The 21304-nt window shown below is 55.7% G+C and carries 22 protein-coding genes; 14 read left to right on the top strand and 8 right to left on the bottom strand.

What is annotated here, in order from left to right; translation table 11 throughout:
- The first annotated feature begins 54 nt into the window (after positions 1-54).
- A complete protein-coding gene (gene corA, locus B3X29_RS07105) occupies positions 55-1005 on the top strand; it encodes a magnesium/cobalt transporter CorA (protein ID WP_039031208.1) in 951 nt (316 codons plus the stop codon).
- Positions 1006-1095: 90 nt separating this feature from the next.
- On the opposite strand, the gene rarD is transcribed toward corA, so the two are convergent.
- Complete coding sequence (gene rarD, locus B3X29_RS07100; RefSeq protein WP_114316424.1) at positions 1096-1992, bottom strand: EamA family transporter RarD; 897 nt, start codon at positions 1990-1992, stop codon at positions 1096-1098.
- Between the two features lie 51 nt (positions 1993-2043).
- Entirely contained in the window at positions 2044-2511 is a 468-nt protein-coding gene (gene yigI, locus B3X29_RS07095; RefSeq protein WP_103177439.1) for an acyl-CoA thioesterase YigI, read from the bottom strand.
- A gap of 156 nt (positions 2512-2667) precedes the next feature.
- On the opposite strand from yigI, the gene pldA reads away from it, so the two are divergent.
- The 3 genes from pldA (at position 2668) to rhtC (ending at position 6131) form a co-directional block, all read left to right on the top strand.
- Complete coding sequence (pldA, locus tag B3X29_RS07090; RefSeq protein WP_103177438.1) at positions 2668-3528, top strand: phospholipase A; 861 nt, start codon at positions 2668-2670, stop codon at positions 3526-3528.
- A gap of 91 nt (positions 3529-3619) precedes the next feature.
- Positions 3620-5449: an ATP-dependent DNA helicase RecQ gene (gene recQ / locus B3X29_RS07085; RefSeq protein ID WP_103825341.1), complete on the top strand. Its 1830-nt coding sequence runs from the start codon at positions 3620-3622 to the stop codon at positions 5447-5449.
- A gap of 61 nt (positions 5450-5510) precedes the next feature.
- Positions 5511-6131 (top strand): threonine export protein RhtC, encoded by a 621-nt coding sequence (gene rhtC / locus B3X29_RS07080; protein WP_103177436.1) that lies wholly within the window; start codon positions 5511-5513, stop codon positions 6129-6131.
- Here rhtC and rhtB read toward each other — a convergent pair.
- Positions 6128-6748 carry a homoserine/homoserine lactone efflux protein gene (gene rhtB / locus B3X29_RS07075; RefSeq protein ID WP_103177435.1) on the bottom strand — a complete coding sequence of 207 codons (621 nt, stop codon included), beginning with the start codon at positions 6746-6748 and terminating at the stop codon, positions 6128-6130. The genes rhtC and rhtB overlap by 4 nt on opposite strands.
- Before the next feature lie 109 nt (positions 6749-6857).
- On the opposite strand from rhtB, the gene pldB reads away from it, so the two are divergent.
- From pldB to B3X29_RS07060, 3 genes are all read left to right on the top strand, one after another.
- The gene (pldB, locus tag B3X29_RS07070) at positions 6858-7850 is read left to right on the top strand and encodes a lysophospholipase L2 (protein ID WP_103177434.1); all 993 of its coding nucleotides are present in this window, start codon (positions 6858-6860) and stop codon (positions 7848-7850) included.
- Between the two features lie 25 nt (positions 7851-7875).
- Entirely contained in the window at positions 7876-8676 is an 801-nt protein-coding gene (yigL, locus tag B3X29_RS07065) for a sugar/pyridoxal phosphate phosphatase YigL (protein ID WP_103177433.1), read from the top strand.
- Between the two features lie 82 nt (positions 8677-8758).
- Positions 8759-9658, top strand: coding sequence for a carboxylate/amino acid/amine transporter (locus B3X29_RS07060; protein WP_103177432.1), 900 nt, complete (start codon positions 8759-8761; stop codon positions 9656-9658).
- Here the strand turns inward: B3X29_RS07060 and metR are convergent.
- Positions 9546-10499: an HTH-type transcriptional regulator MetR gene (gene metR / locus B3X29_RS07055; protein ID WP_156240006.1), complete on the bottom strand. Its 954-nt coding sequence runs from the start codon at positions 10497-10499 to the stop codon at positions 9546-9548. The two genes, B3X29_RS07060 and metR, sit on opposite strands and share 113 nt — an antisense overlap.
- Positions 10500-10616: 117 nt before the next feature.
- Here metR and metE point away from each other — a divergent pair, with 117 nt between their 5' ends.
- Positions 10617-12878: a 5-methyltetrahydropteroyltriglutamate--homocysteine S-methyltransferase gene (gene metE / locus B3X29_RS07050; protein ID WP_159340427.1), complete on the top strand. Its 2262-nt coding sequence runs from the start codon at positions 10617-10619 to the stop codon at positions 12876-12878.
- A 64-nt stretch (positions 12879-12942) separates the two neighbouring features.
- Here metE and B3X29_RS07045 read toward each other — a convergent pair whose 3' ends face one another.
- The 4 genes from B3X29_RS07045 to B3X29_RS07030 all read right to left on the bottom strand — a co-directional run bounded on the left by B3X29_RS07045 (position 12943) and on the right by B3X29_RS07030 (position 15295).
- Positions 12943-13386 carry a Shiga toxin A subunit gene (locus B3X29_RS07045; protein ID WP_159340428.1) on the bottom strand — a complete coding sequence of 148 codons (444 nt, stop codon included), beginning with the start codon at positions 13384-13386 and terminating at the stop codon, positions 12943-12945.
- Positions 13386-13754 (bottom strand): tlde1 domain-containing protein, encoded by a 369-nt coding sequence (locus B3X29_RS07040; protein WP_159340429.1) that lies wholly within the window; start codon positions 13752-13754, stop codon positions 13386-13388. Before B3X29_RS07040 ends, B3X29_RS07045 begins: the two co-directional genes overlap by 1 nt.
- Entirely contained in the window at positions 13751-14248 is a 498-nt protein-coding gene (locus tag B3X29_RS07035; RefSeq protein WP_159340430.1) for an Hcp family type VI secretion system effector, read from the bottom strand. The genes B3X29_RS07040 and B3X29_RS07035 overlap by 4 nt, the downstream gene beginning before the upstream one ends.
- Before the next feature lie 243 nt (positions 14249-14491).
- On the bottom strand, positions 14492-15295 hold the full coding sequence (locus B3X29_RS07030) for a dienelactone hydrolase family protein (RefSeq protein ID WP_103177426.1): 804 nt from the start codon (positions 15293-15295) through the stop codon (positions 14492-14494).
- Positions 15296-15546: 251 nt separating this feature from the next.
- On the opposite strand from B3X29_RS07030, the gene udp reads away from it, so the two are divergent.
- The 6 genes from udp (at position 15547) to tatA (ending at position 21304) form a co-directional block, all read left to right on the top strand.
- Positions 15547-16308 carry a uridine phosphorylase gene (gene udp / locus B3X29_RS07025; protein WP_045417628.1) on the top strand — a complete coding sequence of 254 codons (762 nt, stop codon included), beginning with the start codon at positions 15547-15549 and terminating at the stop codon, positions 16306-16308.
- 139 nt (positions 16309-16447) lie between these two features.
- Positions 16448-17872, top strand: a complete 1425-nt coding sequence (gene rmuC, locus B3X29_RS07020) for a DNA recombination protein RmuC (RefSeq protein ID WP_159340431.1) — start codon at positions 16448-16450, stop codon at positions 17870-17872.
- Between the two features lie 89 nt (positions 17873-17961).
- Positions 17962-18717, top strand: a complete 756-nt coding sequence (gene ubiE / locus B3X29_RS07015; RefSeq protein ID WP_103177424.1) for a bifunctional demethylmenaquinone methyltransferase/2-methoxy-6-polyprenyl-1,4-benzoquinol methylase UbiE — start codon at positions 17962-17964, stop codon at positions 18715-18717.
- Positions 18718-18730: 13 nt separating this feature from the next.
- A complete protein-coding gene (gene ubiJ / locus B3X29_RS07010; protein ID WP_103177423.1) occupies positions 18731-19336 on the top strand; it encodes a ubiquinone biosynthesis protein UbiJ in 606 nt (201 codons plus the stop codon).
- Entirely contained in the window at positions 19333-20973 is a 1641-nt protein-coding gene (gene ubiB, locus B3X29_RS07005; RefSeq protein ID WP_103177422.1) for a ubiquinone biosynthesis regulatory protein kinase UbiB, read from the top strand. The genes ubiJ and ubiB overlap by 4 nt, the downstream gene beginning before the upstream one ends.
- A gap of 76 nt (positions 20974-21049) precedes the next feature.
- Positions 21050-21304, top strand: coding sequence for a Sec-independent protein translocase subunit TatA (tatA, locus tag B3X29_RS07000; protein WP_103177421.1), 255 nt, complete (start codon positions 21050-21052; stop codon positions 21302-21304).

The raw sequence follows: 21304 nt of genomic DNA, 5'->3' as shown, positions 1-21304 counted from the left end.
GTTTCTGTGTGCCCACCGAACTGTCCGATATTTTTTGCATTGGGAGTCCCGGTCATGCTGAGCGCATTTCAACTGGAAAAAAACCGACTGATTCGGCTTGAAGCTGAAGAGTCACAACCCCTCATTGATGCCGTTTGGGTGGATCTGGTCGAACCGGATGACGACGAACGCCTGCGCGTACAATCTGAGCTCGGACAAAGCCTGGCCACCCGCCCGGAACTGGAAGACATCGAAGCATCGGCCCGTTTCTTTGAAGACGAAGACGGCCTGCATATTCACTCCTTTTTCTTCTTTGAAGATGCCGAAGATCACGCCGGTAACTCCACCGTCGCATTTACCATCCGCGATGGCCGCCTGTTTACCCTGCGCGAGCGTGAACTGCCTGCGTTCCGCCTCTACCGTATGCGCGCCCGTAACCAGGCGATGGTGGACGGCAACGCCTATGAGCTGCTGCTTGACCTGTTTGAAACCAAAATCGAACAGCTGGCGGATGAGATTGAGAACATCTACAGCGATCTGGAAGAGCTGAGCCGGGTGATCATGGAAGGGCATCAGGGCGATGAGTACGATGAAGCGCTGTCAACGCTGGCAGAGCTGGAAGATATCGGCTGGAAAGTCCGTCTGTGTCTGATGGATACCCAGCGCGCGCTGAACTTCCTGGTGCGCAAGGCACGTCTGCCGGGTGGGCAGCTGGAGCAGGCGCGTGAGATCCTCCGCGATATCGAATCCCTGCTGCCGCACAACGAATCCCTGTTCCAGAAGGTGAACTTCCTGATGCAGGCGGCGATGGGCTTTATCAACATCGAGCAGAACCGCATCATCAAGATCTTCTCGGTGGTTTCGGTGGTCTTCCTGCCGCCTACCTTAGTGGCGTCCAGCTACGGGATGAACTTCGAGTTTATGCCGGAGCTGAAGTGGAGCTTTGGCTACCCGGGGGCGATTGTCTTTATGGTGCTTGCCGGGCTGGCGCCGTATCTCTACTTCAAGCGCCGTAACTGGTTGTGAGTGTTGCGCCCGGTGGCGCTACGCTTACCGGGCCTGGAAAAGCACGAACCCGTAGGCCGGATAAGCGAAGCGCCATCCGGCAAAAAAGCACTACAGCCCTCTGCGCGTCCTGCGCTGGGTATAAATCGCATCCGCCACAAACACCGCCAGCGCCACCCAGATAAACGCGAAAGTCACCATCTTATCCGCACCCGGCACTTCGCCGTAGAACAGCACCGCCAGCAGGAACATCAGCGTCGGGCCGATATACTGGAAGAAGCCCAGCGTTGACAGGCGCAAGCGCGTTGCCGCACCGGTAAAGCAGAGCAGCGGGATGGTCGTGACCACACCGGCGGCCATCAGCATCACGTTCAGCGTCCACGGGTTGCTGCCCATATGGCTGGTGCTGCTGTCGGCGATAGCAAACAGATAAATGGCGGCCACTGGCAGCAGCCACAGGGTTTCAAACAGCATCCCGGTTTGCGCTTCGACGGCGATTTTTTTACGTACCAGACCATAAAAGGCGAAGCTGAACGCCAGCCCCAGAGCGATGATCGGCAGCGAGCCAAAGGTCCACAGCTGAACCAGCACGCCACAAAAGGCGAGAAGCACCGCCAGCCACTGCATCCGACGGAAGCGCTCGCCGAGGAACAACATCCCCAGCACGATATTCACCAGCGGGTTAATGAAATAGCCGAGGCTCGCCTCCAGCATATGCTGGTTGTTCACCGCCCAGATGAACAGCAACCAGTTGCCGCCAATCAATACGGCGGAGAGCGCCAGCAGGAAAATTTTCTTAGGCGTTTGCAGAAGCGTTTTCACCCCTGACCACTGACGGCTTACGCTCATCAGGGCCACCATAAAGAAAAACGACCAGATCACGCGGTGAGTGAGAATTTCATCGGCAGGAACGTAGTGAATCAGCTTGAAGTAGGCGGGCGCGATACCCCAGATAAAATAAGCGGCAAGCGCGAGTAAAACGCCCTGCCGCGTCTGTTTAGCATCCATCAGGAAAATCCGTTACAAATATGTCACGCAATTTTACCTGATTTTACCCTCTCAACCCACCATATAAGTGGCAGTTGCGCTGGCGATATAGAGCTGCTCTTCGTTATGCAGTTCCACGCGGGCGACGGCGACTTTATTGCCTGCACGCAGCAGGCTGCTGCTGGCGGTGAAGCGATTGCCGCGACCCGGACGCAGATAATCGACGCGCAGGTCGATGGTTCCCATTCGCGACAGGCGCTGGCGCAGCTCATCTTCGTTAATGGTGTCGTGGCGGGTCAGGGTGCTGCCAACGCAGACCAGACCGGCTGCAACGTCGAGGGCGGAGGCAATAACGCCGCCATGCAGAATGCTTTGAGCCCAGTTACCGACCATCATTGGCTGATTGTTAAAGCTCAGTTGGGCGAAATCTTTTTCGTAGCGCTCAAGCTCCAGCCCCAGAGCACGGTTGAACGGCATGTGGTAGACGAAAATCTCGCCGACAAGCTTCAGCGCTTCTTCGGCAGTAAGCGTGGCAGACATAACACGTCACATCCTTATTGTTAAAAGAATGTTGATTTTATGCCCCATCAAATTGAATTGCCAGATTCGGAGCACAGGTGAAGCCACTCATCATTAAATATGCTAAAAGGGATCAAAATATTTCTCATTAAAACGCTTTGCAGGAGAGCAACACCGATGCGGACATATCAGGCCGTACTCATGGCGGCGGCTGCGCTGCCTCTTTCGGCATTTGCGCAGGACGCGACAACTCAGGAGGTGCCTGCCGTGCGGGGCAGCATCATCGCTAACCTGTTGGAGGAGCACGATAATCCTTTTACGCTCTATCCTTACGACAGCAATTACCTGATCTATACCGTGACCAGCGACCTCAATAAAGAGGCGATCAAAACCTATGACTGGGCCGACGATTCGCAGAAAGATGAGGTGAAATTCCAGCTGAGTCTCGCCTTCCCGCTGTGGCGCGGGATTCTGGGGCAGAATTCCATTCTGGGCGCCTCCTATACGCAGAAGTCATGGTGGCAGTTATCTAACAGCGATGAATCGTCGCCGTTCCGTGAGACCAACTACGAGCCGCAGCTCTTCCTTGGCTTCGCCACCGACTACTCGCTGGCGGGCTGGACGCTGCGGGACGTGGAATTTGGCTACAACCATCAATCCAACGGTCGCTCCGATCCCACCTCGCGCAGCTGGAACCGTATCTATAGCCGCCTGATGGCGCAGAACGGCAACTGGCTGGTGGAGGTGAAGCCCTGGTATGTAGTGGGTAACATCGACGATAACCCGGATATCACCAAATACATGGGCTACTACCAGCTGCGGGTGGGCTATCAGCTGGGCGAAGCGGTGCTGAGTGTGAAAGGGCAGTACAACTGGAACACCGGCTATGGCGGCGCAGAGATGGGCGTCAGCTACCCGCTGACCAAACATGTTCGTCTGTATACCCAGGTCTACAGCGGCTATGGCGAATCCCTCATCGACTACAACTTCAACCAGACCCGCGTGGGTGTGGGCGTGATGCTGAACGATCTTTTCTAGCCTCCTCGAATGTTTTTCTCTTAAACGTTGAAGTTTCTCTCGCAGGCGCTGAAAATAGCGCCTGTTTTAATTTCGGGCAAATGGGGTTGATGTGGTGCAGGCGGAAGTCGTTAATCAGGAGTCGCTGGCTAAACAGGTTTTGCATGAAACCTTTGGCTATCACCAGTTCCGCCCGGGCCAGGAAACCATCATCAACACGGCCCTTGAGGGGCGTGACTGTCTGGTGGTCATGCCGACAGGCGGCGGTAAATCGCTGTGCTATCAGGTTCCCGCGCTGGTACTGAATGGCCTGACGGTGGTGGTTTCACCGCTGATCTCGCTGATGAAAGACCAGGTCGACCAGCTGCTGGCGAACGGCGTGGCGGCGGCCTGCCTCAACTCTACCCAGACCCGCGAGCAGCAGCAGGAGGTGATGGCCGGGTGCCGCACCGGGCAGGTTCGTCTGCTCTATATCGCTCCGGAGCGTCTGATGCTGGATAACTTCCTTGAGCATCTGGCGCACTGGAACCCGGTACTGCTGGCGGTAGACGAAGCGCACTGTATCTCCCAGTGGGGGCATGATTTCCGCCCGGAGTATGCCGCCCTCGGTCAGCTGCGTCAGCGCTTCCCGTCGGTGCCGTTTATGGCCCTTACCGCCACTGCCGACGACACCACCCGGCAGGATATTGTCCGTCTGCTGGGGCTCAACGATCCGCTGATTCAGGTCAGCAGCTTCGACCGCCCGAACATCCGCTATATGCTGATGGAGAAATTTAAGCCCCTCGATCAGCTCCTGCGCTACGTCCAGGAGCAGCGCGGCAAATCCGGCATTATCTATTGCAACAGCCGGGCGAAGGTTGAAGACACCGCCGCCCGTCTGCAAAGCCGCGGCTTCAGCGCCGCGGCCTATCATGCGGGGCTGGAAAACCACATCCGTGCCGACGTGCAGGAGAAATTCCAGCGCGACGATCTGCAAATTGTGGTGGCGACCGTCGCCTTCGGTATGGGTATCAACAAGCCGAACGTGCGCTTTGTGGTGCATTTCGACATTCCGCGCAATATCGAATCCTACTACCAGGAGACAGGCCGTGCCGGGCGTGACGGCCTGCCCGCCGAGGCGATGCTCTTCTACGATCCGGCGGATATGGCCTGGCTACGTCGCTGTCTGGAAGAGAAACCGCAGGGGCAGTTGCAGGATATCGAGCGTCACAAGCTCAACGCGATGGGCGCCTTTGCCGAAGCGCAAACCTGTCGCCGTCTGGTGCTGCTGAACTATTTTGGCGAGGGGCGCCAGGAGTCGTGCGGCAACTGCGATATCTGCCTCGACCCGCCGAAGCAGTACGACGGGCTGATGGACGCCCGCAAGGCGCTCTCCACCATTGGCCGCGTCAATCAGCGCTTCGGGATGGGCTACGTGGTGGAAGTGCTGCGCGGCGCCAACAATCAGCGCATCCGCGAGATGGGGCATGACAAGCTGCCGGTGTATGGCATTGGCCGCGATCAGAGCCATGAGCACTGGGTCAGCGTGATCCGCCAGCTTATCCACCTGGGCTTTGCCACCCAGAACATTGCCCAGCACTCCGCGCTGCAGCTCACCGAAGCCGCCCGTCCGGTGCTGCGCGGCGAAGTCGAATTGCAGCTCGCCGTGCCGCGCGTGGTGGCGCTGAAACCGCGTGTGATGCAGAAATCCTACGGCGGCAACTATGATCGTAAGCTGTTTGCCAAGCTGCGTAAGCTGCGCAAAGCCATCGCCGACGAAGAGAATATCCCACCTTATGTGGTGTTCAACGATGCCACGCTGATTGAGATGGCCGAGCAGATGCCGCTCAGCGCCAGCGAAATGCTCAGCGTCAACGGCGTGGGCACCCGCAAACTGGAGCGCTTCGGCAAAGAGTTTATGGCGCTTATTCGTTCTCATACCGATGGTGATGATGAGGAGTAGTCAGCCCGGCAAAAAAGTGCCAGGATGATTGCTCCCTGAACTATTTCCCCGCGAGTTAATTATGTTAACCCTGTTTCTGACCGTGGCGCTGGTGCATATTGTGGCGCTGATGAGCCCTGGCCCCGACTTTTTCTTCGTGTCCCAAACGGCGGTGAGCCGTTCGCGCAAAGAGGCGATGATGGGCGTGCTGGGCATTACCCTTGGCGTTATGGTCTGGGCTGCCCTGGCCCTGCTGGGCCTGAACCTGATCCTCGCTAAGATGGCCTGGCTGCATAACATCATTATGGTCGGCGGCGGTCTCTATCTGTGCTGGATGGGCTATCAGATGCTGCGCGGGGCGTTCAAAAAAGAGGATAACGAAGCGTCTGAGCCTAAAATGGAGCTGGCGGCCAGCGGACGCAGCTTTGTGAAAGGGCTGCTGACGAACCTCGCTAATCCAAAAGCCATTATCTATTTCGGCTCGGTATTTTCACTGTTCGTGGGTGAGGATGTCGGTGCCGGGGCGCGCTGGGGCATCTTCCTGCTGATCGTCCTGGAGACGTTTGCCTGGTTCACCGTGGTGGCAAGCCTGTTTGCGTTACCCTCCATGCGACGCGGCTACCAACGTCTGGCGAAGTGGATTGACGGCGTTGCCGGCGCGTTATTCGCCGGCTTCGGCATTCACCTGATCCTGTCGCGTTAAGCGTGCCTTGCTGATGCCAGCAGCGCACCCACCAGCATAAACAGCGAACCGAACACTTTATTCAGGGCCTTCATCTGACGAGGCCCTTTAATCCATGCCGCAATCCGCGTAGCCAGCGTCGCATAGCCAATCATCACAATGATATCGACCACAACAGTGGTCAAGCCGAGCACCACGTACTGCATGATCTGGGGCTGATGCGGCACGATGAACTGCGGAAACAGGGCGGCAAGAAAGACGATGCTCTTCGGGTTGGTCAGGTTCACAAATACCGCCCGCTTAAACAGTTTTCCCCTGCTTTGCGTCTGGGCGAGCGTGTTGAGGTCAAGGGATCCTGCGGCGCGCCACTGCTGAATACCCAGCCAGATCAGATAGGCTGCCCCGGCCCATTTCAGCACTTCGAAGGCCAGCACCGAACGGGAGAAGAGCGTGCCGAGCCCCACGCCGACCAGCACAATGTGAATAGCCAGCCCGGTTTGCAAGCCGGCAATGGACGCCGCTGCGCCGCGATAGCCGTGGTTCATGGCGGTGGTCATGGTATTGATCGCCCCTGAGCCCGGTGAAAGGCTGAGGATAATGGATGTCAGCAGGTAGGCGAACCACCACTCAAAGGTCATTTGAAACTCCCGAATCGTCTATTTTTATGCCACAATACGCTAATGTTGCGTCATTTTACGGCCTGTCACAAAAAAACGATATTCCTTGGCTTACAGGGGCGTAAACCCGATGTTTCAGCTGAATAAGGACTGGGAAACGCGAGAAAAGGCATTTGCTGCTTTCTCCATGGGACCGTTGACCGATTTCTGGCGCCAGCGCGAGGAAGATGAGTTTACGGGCGTTGGGGATATCCCGGTACGCTTCGTTCGTTTCCGTGATGAAAAAAATGACCGGGTGATTGTCGTCTGCCCCGGACGTATCGAAAGCTACATCAAATATGCCGAGCTGGCGTACGATCTGTTCCATCTGGGTTTTGATGTGTTAATTATCGACCATCGCGGGCAGGGACTTTCCGGTCGGATGTTGCCGGATACCCATCGTGGTCACGTGGAAAACTTCAGCGATTACGTCGACGATCTGGCCGCATTCTGGCAGCAGGAAGTGCAGCCCGGCCCGTGGCGCAAGCGCTATATTCTTGCGCACTCCATGGGCGGCGCCATCTCTACGCTCTTTTTGCAGCGCTACGATCACCAGTGCGATGCCATTGCGCTTACCGCGCCGATGTATGGCATTGTGATACGTTTTCCGGACTGGATGGTGCGCCATCTTCTCGACTGGGCTGAGGGCCATCAGCGCATTCGTGAAGGCTACGCCATCGGAACAGGACGCTGGCGGGCTTTGCCGTTTGCCATCAACGTCTTAACCCACAGCCAGCAGCGTTATCGCCGCAACCTGCGTTTCTATGCCGATGAGCCGCGCTTGCGCGTTGGCGGCCCCACCTGGCATTGGGTACGCGAAGGTATTCTGGCGGGTGAAGAGGTGTTGGCGGGTGCCGGTCAGGACGATACGCCCACGCTCATCCTTCAGGCTGAAGAGGAGCGGGTGGTGGATAACCGCATGCACGACCGCTTCTGTGAACGCCGGGCCGCAGCCGGTCACCCTTGCGAAGGGGGTAAACCGCTGGTCATAAACGGCGCGTACCATGAGATCCTTTTCGAAAAGGACGCCATGCGATCGGTCGCACTCCACGCCATCGTCGACTTTTTCGACAGGCATAACTGATATTCACCAGAGGTTAAATTTTTCTATGTACCAGGTTGTCGCGTCTGATTTAGATGGCACGCTGCTCTCCCCCGATCACACTTTATCGCCCTACGCGAAAGAGACCCTGAAACTCCTGACCGCCCGAGGCGTGAATTTTGTCTTCGCCACCGGTCGCCACCACGTTGATGTGGGGCAGATCCGCGATAATCTGGAGATCAAATCCTATATGATCACCTCCAACGGCGCCCGCGTGCACGATCTGGACGGTAATCTGATCTTCACCCATAACCTCGATCGCGACATCGCCACCGATCTGTTCGGGATCATGCACAACAACCCCGACATCATCACCAACGTCTATCGCGACGACGAGTGGTTTATGAACCGTCACCGCCCGGACGAGATGCGTTTCTTTAAAGAGGCGGTATTCAACTATTCGCTGTATGAGCCGGGTCTGCTGGAGCCGGAAGGCATCAGCAAGGTGTTCTTCACCACCGACAGCCACGAAGCGCTGCTGCCGCTGGAGCAGGCGATTAACGCCCGCTGGGGCGATCGGGTTAACGTTAGCTTCTCCACGCTGACCTGCCTGGAAGTGATGGCGGGCGGCGTCTCCAAGGGGCATGCCCTTGAAGCGGTAGCCAAACGCCTGGGCTTTGATCTTAAGGACTGCATCGCCTTTGGCGACGGCATGAACGACGCCGAAATGCTCTCCATGGCGGGCAAGGGCTGCATCATGGAAAACGCCCACCAGCGCCTGAAAGATCTGCACCCGGAGCTGGAAGTGATCGGCACTAACGGCGATAACGCGGTGCCAAAATATCTGCGTAAGCTGTTTCTTGAATAATCTTCATTTGGTTGTTTAACGTTCAGTTGTCAACCGCGGAGTTCGCTACAATGCCTGTCCATCTTTTCAAGAGACAAGCATTGTGGCGCTACTCATTATCACCACTATTCTGTGGGCCTTCTCCTTTAGCCTTATCGGTGAATATCTCGCCGGATATGTCGACAGCTATTTCTCGGTGCTGATGCGCGTAGGGCTGGCGGCGCTGGTGTTCCTGCCGTTCCTGCGTACGCGCGGACAAACGCTGAAAACCCTTCTGCTGTACATGCTGGTAGGCGCGATGCAGCTCGGCATCATGTACCTGTTCAGCTTCCGCGCTTACGTCTACCTGTCGGTATCGGAATTCCTGCTGTTTACCGTGCTCACGCCGCTCTATATCACGCTGATTTACGATCTGCTGAGCAAACGCCGTTTGCGCTGGGGCTACCTGCTGAGCGCGGCGCTGGCGGTGGTGGGTGCGGCGATCATTCGCTACGACAAAGTGAGCGACCACTTCTGGACCGGGCTGATGTTTGTCCAGCTCGCCAACATCAGCTTTGCCATCGGCATGGTGGGGTATAAGCGTTTGATGGAAACCCGTCCGATGCCGCAGCACAACGCCTTTGCCTGGTTTTATATGGGGGCGGCGATTGTGGCGGTCGCGGCGTGGTTTATGCTGGGGAACCCACAAAAACTGCCGACCACGACGGTGCAGTGGAGCGTGCTGGTCTGGCTGGGGGTGGTGGCATCCGGGCTGGGTTACTTCATGTGGAACTATGGCGCCACGCAGGTGGACGCCGGAACGCTTGGGATCATGAACAACGTTCACGTCCCGGCAGGCCTGCTGGTGAACCTCGCCATCTGGCAGGAACAACCGCACTGGCCGAGCTTCATTATTGGGGGGACGGTGATCCTGGCTTCACTGTGGGTGCATCGCCGTTGGGTCGCTCCGCGCTCCGGACAAACGGCAGATGATCGCAAGCGTGATTCCGCGCTGAGCGAATAAAGGCCTCGGTAACCGGTTGACGCTGCTCGCCATCGCGCACGGCGGCGTACAACCGGCTCCATAATCCCTCGCCCAGGGTTCTGGTCACTACCAGGCCCTGGCGTTCAAAGCTCTCCACCACCCAGTGTGGTAACGCGGCAATACCCATGCGGGCCGCCACCATCTGAATTAACAGCAGAGTATTGTCCACGCTTTTCAGCTGCGGGCTGATACCCGCCGGCTGCAGGAAGTGACGCCAGATATCCAGACGACTGCGCTGGACCGGGTAGATCAGCAGCGTTTCGGTCGCCAGATCTTCCGGCGTAATGCGCGTTCTGGCAGCCAGTGGATGATCCGGGGCCAGCACCAGGCGAACTTCAAAATCAAACATCGGCGAATAGTGCAGGCCACTGCGCGGCAGAATATCCGAGGTCATGACCAGATCCAGCTCGCCCTGCTGGAGTGACGGTTGCGGGTCAAAGGTCACGCCGGATTTAAAGTCCATCTCCACCTGCGGCCATCTCTGGCGGAAGTTCTCAAGCGCGGGTGTCAGCCACTGGATACAGCTGTGGCACTCAATGGCGATGCGCAGCCGGGTTTGCTGGGGCTCATGGCAGGCCTGCAACGCGCTGGCGATCTGCGGCAACACCTGATTCGCCAGCTGCAGCAGGATCTCACCCTGCGGCGTGAAGCGTAGCGGCTGACTCTTACGCACAAACAGACGAAAGCCAAGGCGCTGTTCCAGATCGCTGAACTGGTGGGAAAGGGCGGATTGCGTCTGGTGCAGCGCCGCCGCCGCCGCCGCAAGAGAGCCGCAGTTCCGCAACGCCTGGAGCGTTTTCAGGTGTTTTATCTCGATCATGAATGTCCTTCACTTCGCCATGAACAATTTGCGCTTGAGGAATATACAGTACCTACACATTATGGAAGTGTAAACATCTGGACGGCTAAATACTGAAAATTCCATAAGGAGCACATCATGACAATTCGCAACCATACCCTCGGTTTCCCGCGCGTCGGCCTGCGCCGCGAGCTGAAAAAAGCGCTCGAAAGCTACTGGGCGGGTAACGCCACCCGTGATGAACTGCTGGCGGTGGGACGCGAACTCCGTGCCCGCCACTGGGATCAGCAGAAGCAGGCGGGCATCGACCTGCTGCCGGTGGGCGATTTCGCCTGGTACGACCATGTTCTGACGACCAGCCTGCTGCTGGGCAACGTGCCGGCTCGTCATCAGAACAACGATGGCTCGGTAGATATCGACACCCTGTTCCGCATTGGCCGTGGCCGTGCGCCAACGGGTGAACCCGCGGCGGCGGCAGAGATGACCAAATGGTTCAACACCAACTACCACTACATGGTGCCGGAGTTCGTGAAGGGCCAGCAGTTCAGACTGACCTGGACCCAGTTGCTGGATGAGGTGGACGAAGCCCTGGCCCTCGGCCATCAGGTGAAACCTGTTCTGCTGGGGCCGGTAACGTACCTGTGGCTCGGTAAAGTGAAGGGCGAACAGTTTGATCGCCTGAGCCTGCTGCATGAGATCCTGCCGGTGTACCAGCAGGTGCTGGGCGAACTGGCGAAACGCGGCGTTGAGTGGGTACAGATCGACGAACCGGCGCTGGTGCTGGAGCTGCCGCAGGCATGGCTGGATGCCTTCAAACCGGCATACGACGCCCTCGCGGGCCAGGTGAAGCTGCTGCTCACCACCTATTTCGAAGGCGTGACGCCAAATCTCGATACCATCACTGCGCTGCCGGTGCAGGGGCTGCATGTTGATCTGGTGCACGGTAAAGATGACGTGGCAGAACTCCATTCCCGTCTGCCGTCCGACTGGCTGCTCTCTGCCGGGCTGGTGAACGGTCGCAACGTCTGGCGCGCCGATCTGACAGAAAAATATGGTCAGATTAAAGAGATCGTTGGTAAACGCGATCTGTGGATCGCCTCATCCTGCTCCCTGCTGCACAGCCCGATCGACCTCAGCGTCGAAACCCGTCTGGATGCCGAAGTGAAGAGCTGGTTTGCCTTTGCCCTACAAAAATGCGAAGAGCTGGCCCTGCTGCGCGATGCGCTGAACAGCGGCGATACGGCGGCGATTACCGCATGGAGCGCGCCAATTCAGGCCCGCCGCCACTCTACCCGCGTGCACAACCCGGCGGTTGAGAAACGTCTGGCCGCCATCACCGCGAAGGAGAGCCAGCGTCAGAGTCCTTATGAGGTGCGTGCTGAAGCCCAGCGTGCCCGCTTTAAACTCCCGGCCTGGCCGACCACCACTATCGGCTCCTTCCCGCAGACCACCGAGATCCGCGGCCTGCGTCTGGACTTCAAAAAGGGCAATCTGGATGCAGGCAACTACCGCACCGGCATCGCCGAACATATCAAGCAGGCGATTGTGGAGCAGGAGCGCCTGGGGCTGGATGTGCTGGTCCACGGCGAAGCCGAGCGTAACGACATGGTGGAGTACTTCGGTGAGCATCTGGACGGTTTCGTCTTTACCCAGAATGGCTGGGTGCAGAGCTACGGCTCCCGCTGCGTGAAGCCGCCGGTAGTGATCGGGGACGTCAGCCGCCCGGAAGCGATCACCGTCGAGTGGGCGAAGTATGCCCAGTCCCTGACCGACAAACCGGTAAAAGGCATGTTGACCGGGCCGGTGACTATTCTCTGCTGGTCCTTCCCGCGTGAGGATGTGACGCGTGAGACCATCGCGAAGCAGATCGCGCTGGCGCTGCGTGACGAAGTGGCGGATCTGGAAGCCGCCGGTATCGGCATCATTCAGATTGACGAACCGGCACTGCGCGAAGGACTGCCGCTGCGTCGCAGCGACTGGGATGCTTATCTGAAGTGGGGGGTGGAAGCCTTCCGCATCAACGCTGCGGTGGCGAAGGATGAGACCCAGATCCACACCCACATGTGTTACTGCGAGTTCAACGACATCATGGACTCCATCGCCGCGCTGGATGCCGACGTGATCACCATCGAAACCTCACGCTCGGATATGGAGCTGCTGGAGTCGTTTGAAGAGTTCGACTACCCGAACGAGATCGGCCCGGGCGTCTATGACATTCACTCCCCGAACGTCCCGAGCGTAGAGTGGATTGAAGCCCTGCTGCAAAAAGCGGCTCAGCGCATTCCGGCAGAGCGCCTGTGGGTGAACCCGGACTGCGGCCTGAAAACCCGCGGCTGGCCTGAAACGCGCGCCGCACTGGCGAATATGGTGAAAGCGGCGCAGAATTTGCGGCAGGGTTAATTCCGGAGAATAATTGCCGGGCGGCGCGAGGCCTGCCCGGCCTAAGTATGACCCTCCTGAATAATTAAAACTCTCTTGCTATTACCATATAACCATTAAACCTGACTGAGCATTCATCGTCATTTATAAGGCCAGAAGCAATGAATATATCTTCCTTTTGTTTCTTGTTGATATAAGTGTATTTTACAGTGAGGGATTGAGTGTTGTTTTCATAATAACTGTCCAGGTAAGCACCCTCGGGTATTGTCGCTTTTCCCTGTGCCACAGCCATTTTATAATCGATTTTTGCTAATGATTGCGCGTACAGTTTTGATACAGGAGAAAGGTCAATAATTTTAATGGTTGTTTTGTTTCGCTGAATAGTCGACGTATCAATTTGTAAGTCTCGCGAAATGGCATTGAATAAAGCGGTCTCCATTGACGCACCGACAATAGCACATCCATTATTATTTGCGTGCGTAAGAAAAGGATAAATAATCAATAGGTAGAGAGATTTTTTATTAAGCATTAATCCTCCACAACGAGTATTTTATCACTGCTTGCAGCAATGATTTTACGACTGGATAAAGTTAGGATGATACATCCGTAGGATGCCTCTCCCGGATGCAATGAACTTTCCCCATGTATCATGAAGCCATCCCGACCGCACATATCGTTCCCGGCGTAGGGAGTTAATCTCATTGTCCATGCTTTGGTTTTAGAATGATAAAAAGCGGGTCCTATTGTATACGTTCCTCTTGGTAGCGGGCCTTTGTTTTTTACACATTCATTTGCTGAGTCGTTTTTAAACCCAGGCCTACCTGCATACTGACCATCAAACTGATAAGTGCCATCCAGATAAAATGAGTGCGAACTTACTTTATAAACCCACGTCATACCGTAGCCTCCTCCTCAGCATCCCATCTGTCTGTATGAATAATATTTCCATCCAGATAGTGCCATGTGATTATTTCATAAGCTAAATAAAAGGCTTCAAGGTGATTGCGCCTTTCAAAGGTGGTATTTTTAATGTCGAACATTAACGGTTCTATTCCATTAACCCTGACATTTTCCATCATTATACGGAAATATTCCTCTTCCTGACCATTATAATTGATACGGAAAAACTTAAGCTCTGCTTGCTTAAATTTTTGACCAGTAGATACGCCTTTATAAAGGTAAGGCGATGAGCTATCAATTTCTTTGATTAAAGCAAAGTCACCATGGATACGTTTGCCAGTAATTTTACCTGTAAGGTTGTCCGTGGGAAGATCGACAGAATGCATAAACTCTATAATCTCAATGCTTCCTTCTCTTCCTTGTATATCAACTGAACCTTTAACCTGATTTCCTGTATGGTCTGTTAACCAAAGATATACCGGTATAGCCATCCTGTAACCTCCTGTTTGGCAAGTAATATGAATGCCAGCGTACGCCCCACATACAGGAGAGAAAAGCATAACTGTATGGTTAATTTCCTAAAGCGTTTGTAATTTATGATGGCTCACAAAATCAGGGAGGCGATTGTTATTTAAATAGTGATCCTCTCTGTAGAATATATAAATAGATGTTTATATTGCTGGAATTAATAACCATGGATTGTATGCCCGGCAGACGTGCCGGGCGTAAGGGTATTATTTTTTAATGCCATACTGCGCAAACCACGCCAGCATCCGCTGCCAGCCATCCTTCGCTGACTCTTCGTGATAGCTCGGACGGTAATCGGCATTAAACGCGTGACCCGCTCCCGGATAGACCACAATCTCCGCCGTTGCGTTCGCCGCCCGCAGGGCATGACGCATCGTCTCGACGGTATCCAGTGGAATGCCGGTGTCTTCGGCGCCATAGAGCCCCAGCACGGGGGCGTTTAAATCGGTAGCCACATCCACCGGATGCTTTGGTGAGTTCAGGGTTTTCTCGCCGACCAGTTTGCCATACCACGCCACGGCTGCTTTCAGCTGCGGGTTATGGGCGGCATAGAGCCAGCTGATCCGTCCGCCCCAGCAGAAACCGGTCGCCAGCAGACGATGAGGATCGCCACCGTTGCGCGCTGCCCAGTTGGCGACATGATCGAGATCCGCCAGCACCTGCGCGTCCGGCACTTTACTGACCAGATTGCTGAACAGGGTAGGGATGTCGCTGTACTCGTTCGGATCGCCCTGACGGAAGTAGAGCTCCGGCGCGACCGCCAGATAGCCTTCCAGCGCCAGGCGGCGACAGATATCGCGAATATGCTCATGTACGCCGAAAATTTCCTGAATCACGATGACGATCGGCAATGCCCCTTGCGCATTTTTGGGCCGGGCATGGTAAGCAGGCATATTATCGCCCTGGGTCGGAATCGAGGTCTCCCCGGCGGTAATCGCCTCGTCGGGGGTAGTGACAACGGTTGAGGCTTGCAGATCAGCAGCAGGGGCAAATCCAGATGTTCCAGTCATGGCATTCTCCGTACCAATTAGCGCAAAAGTAAATATAGTCCGCAGGTTAACAATCCACAGTGCCCGAAACAGGCTATCTTTTGTGCAACAGATAACGATATAAGTCGTTAATGTGATGTTAATCACTATTTCATGGTAATTAAATGCAATCAATTTCATTCGCGGTGATATCTGTCACGAAATTAAGCTATATGCTCCGGTAAAGTACCGCTTTGCTTCTGCTGACAAACTGACCCACAGAGGAGTTTTCTATGTCTAAGTCTGATGTTTTTCATCTCGGCCTCACTAAAAATGATTTACAAGGGGCTACGCTCGCTATCGTCCCTGGCGATCCTGAGCGTGTGGAAAAGATCGCCGCGCTGATGGATAAGCCGGTTAAGCTGGCAGCCCATCGCGAATTCACGACCTGGCGGGCAGAGCTGGATGGCAAAGCGGTGATCGTCTGCTCAACCGGTATCGGTGGCCCGTCTACCTCTATTGCCGTTGAAGAGCTGGCACAGCTGGGCATCCGTACTTTCCTGCGTATCGGTACGACCGGTGCGATCCAGCCGCACATCAACGTTGGCGACGTACTGGTCACCACCGCGTCCGTGCGTCTGGACGGCGCGAGCCTGCACTTTGCCCCGATGGAGTTCCCGGCAGTGGCCGATTTCGAGTGCACCACCGCGCTGGTGGAAGCCGCGAAATCCGTCGGCGCAACCACTCACGTTGGCGTGACCGCCTCCTCAGACACCTTCTACCCGGGCCAGGAGCGCTACGATACCTTCTCCGGTCGCGTGGTCAGCCGTTTCAAAGGCTCGATGGAAGAGTGGCAGTCTATGGGCGTTATGAACTATGAAATGGAATCCGCTACGCTGCTGACCATGTGTGCAAGCCAGGGTCTGCGTGCCGGTATGGTTGCGGGTGTCATTGTGAACCGTACCCAGCAAGAGATCCCGAACGCCGAGACCATGAAGCAGACCGAAAGCCACGCGGTGAAAATCGTGGTGGAAGCGGCCCGCCGCCTGCTTTAATTACTCCTTTTCTTTGCCAAAGGCCGACCCGTTCGGCCTTTTTCTTTGCGTAGCCCCTCGCAGAAAACTCTTTTCAAACTGGACGTTTATACAGCACAATTCTATTTTGTGCGGGTCATACCTTGATGCAGGGGGCGTCGTGGATATTTCCATCCTTTTTTATGTCGTTATCGCGCTGGTCAGCGTCGGCGTGGGCTGGTTGTTCGCCAGCTATCAGCATGCGCAGGAAAAAGCCGATCAACTGGCCGAACGTGAGGAGATGGTGGCTGCCTTAAGCGCGCTGAAACAACAGGCGGCGCAAAGCGGACACTGGCGCGACGAGTGCGAGCTACTCAATAACGAACTGCGTAATCTGCGGGATATCAATACCTCGCTGGAAGCCGACCTGCGCGAAGTCACCACCCGCCTGGAATCCACCCAACTGCATGCGGAAGATAAAATCCGCCAGATGATCAACAGCGAACAGCGCCTGAGCGAGCAGTTCGAAAACCTGGCGAACCGCATCTTTGAGCAGAGCAACCGCCGTGTTGACGAGCAAAACCGTCAGAGCCTGAACGGTCTGCTGACTCCCCTGCGCGAACAGCTGGACGGTTTTCGTCGCCAGGTGCAGGACAGCTTTGGCCAGGAGGCGCGGGAGCGACACACGCTGGCCCATGAAATTCGCAATCTCCAGCAGCTAAATGCCCAGATGGCCCAGGAAGCGATCAACCTGACCCGGGCGCTGAAAGGCGACAATAAAACCCAGGGCAACTGGGGCGAAGTGGTGTTGACCCGCGTACTGGAAGCTTCCGGCCTGCGTGAAGGGCATGAATATCAGACCCAGGTCAGTATCGAAACAGAATCTCGCGCGCGGATGCAGCCGGATGTCATTGTCCGCCTGCCGCAGGAGAAGGATGTGGTCATCGATGCCAAAATGACGTTGGTGGCCTATGAGCGTTACTTTAATGCCGAGGACGACTACACCCGCGAGACGGCGTTGCAGGAGCATATCGCCTCGGTGCGGAACCACATTCGCCTGCTGGGGCGTAAAGATTATCAGCAGTTACCCGGCCTGCGTTCGCTTGACTATGTGCTTATGTTTATCCCGGTTGAACCCGCCTTCTTACTGGCGCTGGACCGCCAGCCGGAGCTGATCTCCGAAGCGTTAAAAAACAACATTATGCTGGTCAGCCCGACCACGCTGCTGGTGGCGCTGCGTACCATTGCTAATCTTTGGCGCTACGAGCATCAGAGCCGCAATGCCCAGCAGATTGCCGATCGCGCCAGCCGGTTGTACGACAAAATGCGCCTGTTCGTCGATGACATGTCGTCCGTTGGGCAGAGTCTGGATCGCGCCCAGGATAACTATCGTCAGGCGATGAAAAAGCTGGCCTCCGGTCGCGGCAATCTGCTGGCTCAGGCCGAATCGTTCCGCAGCCTTGGCGTGGAGGTTAAACGCGAGATTAATCCGGATTTAGTCGAGCAGGCCACCGCGCAGGATGAAGAGTACCGGTTGCGTGGCGAGGGCGATGTTCAAAAGACAAACAATACGTTAGCAGAGGCACACGCGTCGGCAGACCTGTAGGGCGTTATTCCTGGGGTGGTTGAATCGTAGGGCAAATTCGCCCAATCTGTTACACTTCTCGTACATTTGATTGATAAGCAGGCTCTGAGATGGTTGAAGATTCACAAGACACAACGCACTTTGGCTTTCAGACTGTCGCTAAAGCGCAGAAAGCTGACATGGTGGCCCACGTATTCCATTCCGTGGCGGCGAAGTACGATGTAATGAATGACCTGATGTCATTCGGCATTCATCGCTTGTGGAAGCGCTTCACTATTGATTGTAGCGGCGTGCGTCGTGGGCAAACCGTGCTTGATCTGGCGGGCGGGACCGGCGACCTTACCGCGAAATTCTCGCGTCTGGTAGGGGAAACAGGCCGCGTTGTGCTGGCTGATATCAACGACTCCATGCTGAAAATGGGGCGTGAGAAACTGCGCAATCTCGGTGTGGTCGGCAACGTTGAGTACGTCCAGGCGAACGCCGAGGCGCTGCCTTTCCCGGATAACACTTTTGACTGCATCACCATCTCGTTCGGTCTGCGTAACGTCACCGATAAAGAGAAAGCGCTGCGTTCCATGTACCGCGTGCTGAAACCGGGTGGACGCCTGCTGGTGCTGGAGTTCTCTAAACCGATTATTGAGCCCCTGAGCAAAGCGTACGACGCTTACTCTTTCCACATTCTGCCGCGCATTGGTGAAGTGGTTGCTAACGATGCCGACAGCTATCGCTACCTGGCCGAGTCCATCCGTATGCACCCTAACCAGGACACGTTAAAGGCTATGATGCAGGATGCGGGCTTTGACAATGTTGATTACTTCAACATGACCGCGGGCGTTGTCGCCCTGCATCGCGGGTACAAGTTCTGAGTGGAGGTGGCAGATGCCGTTTAAACCCTTGATCACAGCCGGTGTTGAAAACGTACTCAATACCTTTCTGTATCGCTCGCCCGCGCTCAAAACGGCACGCCAGCGACTGAACGGTAAAGTGCTGCGCGTGGTGGTAAAAGAGTTTTCGACCCCGCTGGTGCTGGTATTTAGCGAGCGTCAGCTCGACGTGCTGGGCGAGTGGGAGGGCGAGGCTGACTGCTCTGTTATCACCCATATGAGTACGCTGCCTAAACTGCGCGATCGCCAGCAGCTCACCGCCCTCATCCGTAGCGGTGAGCTGGAAGTCGACGGCGATATCCAGGTGGTACAAAACTTCGTTTCGCTGGCTGACCTGGCGGAATTTGATCCGGCTGAACTGCTGGCTCCCTGGACGGGCGATATTGCCGCAGAGGGGATCAGTAAAGTGCTGCGCGGCGGTGCCTCATTGCTGAAAAAAGGTTTTCAGCGTCAGCAGCGCTATGCTGCGGAGGTGCTTACCGAAGAGTGGCGCATGGCTCCCGGGCCGCTGGAAGCAGCATGGTTTGCAGAAGAAACCGCCGCGGTTGAACGTTCGGTTGATGCACTGACTAAAAGGCTTGAAAAGCTGGAGGGCAAATGACGCCAGGTGAAATTCGGCGCCTCTATTTTATCATCCGCACCTTTTTGAGCTACGGGCTCGATGAGTTGATCCCTCGAATGCGTATTACCTTGCCGCTGCGCCTCTGGCGGCAAACGCTATTCTGGATGCCAAATCGCCATAAAGACAAGCTGCTCGGTGAGCGGCTGCGGCTGGCGTTGCAGGAGCTGGGTCCGGTATGGATCAAGTTCGGCCAGATGCTCTCGACCCGCCGCGATCTCTTCCCTCCCCAGATTGCCGATCAGCTGGCTCTGCTGCAGGATAAAGTCGCCCCGTTCGATGGCCGGCTGGCAAAGCGGCAGATCGAAAAGGCGATGGGTGATATCCCGGTAGAAAGCTGGTTCGATGACTTCGACATCCAACCGCTGGCTTCGGCCTCTATCGCCCAGGTTCACACCGCGCGGCTGAAAGAGAACGGCAAAGAGGTGGTCATCAAGGTGATCCGCCCGGATATTCTGCCGATCATCAGAGCCGACATGAGACTCATCTACCGTCTGGCTCGCTGGGTGCCGCGTCTGTTGCCTGATGGCCGTCGCCTGCGTCCGATGGAAGTGGTGCGTGAATATGAAAAGACGCTGATTGATGAGCTGAATCTGCTGCGTGAATCGGCGAACGCGATTCAGCTGCGCCGCAATTTTGAAAACAGCCCGATGCTGTATGTGCCGGAGGTCTACTCCGACTATTGCAGCCAGGACATGATGGTGATGGAGCGCATCTACGGCATCCCGGTATCGGACGTCGCGACCCTCGAAAAGCAGGGCACCAACATGAAGCTGCTGGCCGAGCGTGGCGTACAGGTCTTCTTTACCCAGGTGTTCCGCGACAGCTTCTTCCATGCCGACATGCACCCCGGCAATATCTTCGTGAGTTACGAGCACCCGGAAGATCCGCAATACATCGGCATTGACTGCGGTATCGTCGGCTCGCTGAACAAAGAAGATAAGCGCTATCTGGCCGAGAACTTTATCGCCTTCTTCAATCGCGATTACCGTAAAGTGGCTGAACTGCACGTCGACTCCGGTTGGGTTCCTCCGGACACCAACGTCGAAGAGTTTGAGTTCGCTATTCGGACGGTTTGTGAGCCTATTTTCGAGAAACCGCTGGCGGAGATCTCGTTTGGCCATGTGCTGCTGAACCTGTTCAATACCGCCCGACGCTTCAATATGGAAGTGCAGCCGCAATTAGTTTTACTTCAGAAAACATTACTTTACGTTGAAGGGGTGGGGCGGCAACTCTATCCTCAGTTAGACTTATGGAAAACGGCAAAACCGTTCCTTGAGTCCTGGATCAAAGACCAGGTTGGGCTGCCTGCCCTGGTCCGCTCCCTGAAAGAGAAAGCACCTTTCTGGATCGAAAAAATGCCCGAACTGCCGGAACTGGTGTACGACAGTTTGCGTCAGAGCAAAAACTTGCAACATAGCGTAGATAAAATCGCTCGTGAGCTGCAAACCAATCATGTGCGTCAGGGCCAGTCACGGTATCTGTTTGGCATAGGCGCCACGCTGTTGTTAAGCGGCACGCTATTGCTAATCAACCGTCCTGACTGGGAGTTGATGCCCGCCTGGCTGATGGCCGGTGGAGTGGTGGTCTGGCTGGCAGGATGGCGTAAAACACGCTGAATTGCATCGCTATCGCAGGGCCGCATAACGTATAATGCGGCCTGATTAATTTATCATCTACAACTGAGGAAGAAGTATGGGTGGTATCAGTATCTGGCAATTGGTGATTATTGCCGTCATCGTCGTGCTGCTTTTCGGTACCAAAAAACTGGGTTCTATCGGTTCCGATCTTGGCGCCTCCATCAAAGGCTTCAAGAAAGCGATCAAAGACGATGACGAGAAGCAGGACAAATCCAGCCAGGACGCGGATTTCACTGCTAAATCTATCGCCGATAAACCAGACGACGTCAAAAAGGAAAATGCTAAACGCCACGATAACGAGCAGGTGTAA

The sequence above is a fragment of the Leclercia sp. UBA5076 genome (assembly GCF_002416465.1).
GTDB lineage: Bacteria > Pseudomonadota > Gammaproteobacteria > Enterobacterales > Enterobacteriaceae > Enterobacter.
This window is presented reverse-complemented; position numbering and strand designations above follow the sequence as displayed.